This is a genomic window from Salipiger sp. HF18, from assembly GCF_011806505.1.
Classification (GTDB): domain Bacteria; phylum Pseudomonadota; class Alphaproteobacteria; order Rhodobacterales; family Rhodobacteraceae; genus Salipiger; species Salipiger thiooxidans.
Genome location: NZ_JAATOS010000613.1, coordinates 1 through 2,101, shown reverse-complemented (window position 1 = coordinate 2,101; position 2,101 = coordinate 1). Strand labels below are relative to the sequence as shown.

Annotated in this window: 4 protein-coding genes; 1 reads left to right on the top strand and 3 read right to left on the bottom strand. The window is 66.5% G+C overall.

Annotated features, from left to right (window positions below; translation table 11 throughout):
- The first annotated feature begins 62 nt into the window (after window positions 1–62).
- Window positions 63–293, top strand: coding sequence for a hypothetical protein (locus tag HC022_RS24900; protein ID WP_167454175.1), 231 nt, complete (start codon window positions 63–65; stop codon window positions 291–293).
- A gap of 175 nt (window positions 294–468) precedes the next feature.
- On the opposite strand, the gene gap is transcribed toward HC022_RS24900, so the two are convergent.
- The 3 genes from gap to HC022_RS24885 form a co-directional block, all read right to left on the bottom strand.
- Window positions 469–1,470 (bottom strand): type I glyceraldehyde-3-phosphate dehydrogenase, encoded by a 1,002-nt coding sequence (gene gap, locus HC022_RS24895; RefSeq protein ID WP_008884613.1) that lies wholly within the window; start codon window positions 1,468–1,470, stop codon window positions 469–471.
- Window positions 1,471–1,563: 93 nt separating this feature from the next.
- The gene (locus HC022_RS24890) at window positions 1,564–1,707 is read right to left on the bottom strand and encodes a hypothetical protein (protein WP_167454174.1); all 144 of its coding nucleotides are present in this window, start codon (window positions 1,705–1,707) and stop codon (window positions 1,564–1,566) included.
- 88 nt (window positions 1,708–1,795) lie between these two features.
- A partial coding sequence (locus tag HC022_RS24885) for a disulfide bond formation protein B (RefSeq protein WP_167454173.1) occupies window positions 1,796–2,101 on the bottom strand: 306 nt, incomplete at its 5' end.

The following is a 2,101-nucleotide window of genomic DNA, read 5'->3' as shown; positions in this document are numbered from 1 at the left end:
GCAAGATGTTCTTTACCAATTTCGGTTAAGGTTAATTCCACGCAGAAACAGGAGATGTCTGGATGGATATCCGCACGATCGGGGCCTGGCCTCTGCGCCGGGCGGATCTCGGACAGGGGCCGCGCGGCGGCGGCGTGGCCCCGCAGGCGGCGGGGACGCGGGAGCAGCGCGTCTTCCCGCCGCCGACACCGGTGACGCAGCAGATGCTGCCGTCCCACAAGGCCGCCCGCAGCGCCGAGGCCGGCGCCCGCCAGGGTTACCAGTCCGCGCGCGACATGATGCGGGACGACTGAGCGCCACAGCCGCCGCGTGTCATGTGGTTTCGCGGCGGGCCGGTGCCGGTCGCCTGAAACGTGACGAGGGCGAGGCCGTCTCCGGCCCCGCCCTCGGGAGGTCTTTCAGGTGCTGGTCAGATCGTCAGCGGGACCGAGCTTCGGCCCATCCGACGGATCGACCGGCGGGCCAGGATCAGATCAGCTTGCCCATGGCGACCGCAGTGTCGGACATGCGGTTCGAGAAGCCCCACTCGTTGTCGTACCAGGTCAGGATGCGCACCATGGTGCCGTCCATGACCTTGGTCTGGTCGGTGTGGAAGATCGACGAATGCGGATCGTGGTTGAAGTCGATCGAGACATTGCTCTTGTCCGTGTAGCCGAGGATGCCCTTCAGCGGGCCGTTCGCGGCGGTGCGGATGGCATCGTTTATCTCGTCCACGGTGGTCGAGCGCTTGGCTTCGAACACCAGGTCGACGACCGAGACGTTCGGCGTCGGCACGCGGATCGCGACGCCGTCGAGCTTGCCGTTCAGCTCGGGCAGCACGAGGCCCACGGCCTTGGCGGCGCCGGTCGAGGTCGGGATCATCGACATCGCGGCCGCGCGGGCGCGATAGAGGTCCTTGTGCATCGTGTCCAGCGTCGGCTGGTCGCCGGTGTAGCTGTGGATCGTGGTCATGAAGCCCTTCTCGATGCCGATGGAATCGTTGAGGACCTTGGCGACCGGCGACAGGCAGTTGGTGGTGCAGGACGCGTTCGACACCACGATGTCATCCTTGGTGAGCGTGCTGTCGTTCACCCCGAAGACGATGGTCTTGTCGGCACCCGAGGCCGGGGCCGAGACGAGCACGCGGCTTGCGCCGTTGGCAAGGTGCATGGCGGCCTTTTCGCGAGCAGTGAAAATGCCGGTGCATTCCATCACCACGTCGACGTCGCCCCAGGGCAGGTCGCCCGGGTTGCGCTCGGCGGAAACCTTGATCGGGCCGCGGCCCACGTCGATGGTGTCGCCCGAGACTGTGACTTCCTGTGGGAAGCGGCCGTGCACGCTGTCGAACTGTAGCAGGTGGGCGTTGGTCTCGACCGGGCCGAGGTCGTTGATGGCGATCACCTCGATGTCGGTGCGGCCCGACTCGATGATGGCGCGCAGCACGTTCCGGCCGATGCGCCCGAAGCCGTTGATGGCGACTTTGACGGTCATGGATATCTCCTCGCTGTACGGAAACCGGGAATTGGCTGCACGTGACCAGTTTGATGACGGTAAGTCAACCGCGCCGTTTGGCGCAGGCCGGCGTTATCGCCAGAAGGCGAGCCAATCCAGCAATGTGAAGAACTTGCGCCCCAGGAAGACGAGATGCTCAGCGCCGTAGACCCAGATGTCGAGGGCGATGGCGGCAAGGACCAGCAGCCCGATCCAGATGGCGAGATGATTGTTCATGGCGTGTCTGATGCCAGAGGGTCCGGGCGCTGTCACGCGCGATTTCGGCGCCCGTTTGGCGCCGGCAGAGGGGCGTCGGGGGCAGGGGTCAGCCGTGGCTCTTGCGCGCTGCGGCGACCCAGATCGCGGCGAGCACGACGCTGGCGATGGCGTTCCAGCTTGCCATGGAGAGGCCCATGAGTTGCCAGATCACCTCGTCGCAGCGGTGGATCTCGGCGCTCATGATCTGGTTCAGCAGGTCGTCGGCGCTGATCCCGGTCACCGGCGCGGAAGAGGTGCACGAGGTCGGGCCCGGCCACCAGGCGCGCTCGACGCCGGTGTGGTATACGCCGATGGCGCCCGAGGTCAGCGCGGCGATGGCACCCAGCCACGGCAGGAGGGCGCTGCGGGTCGC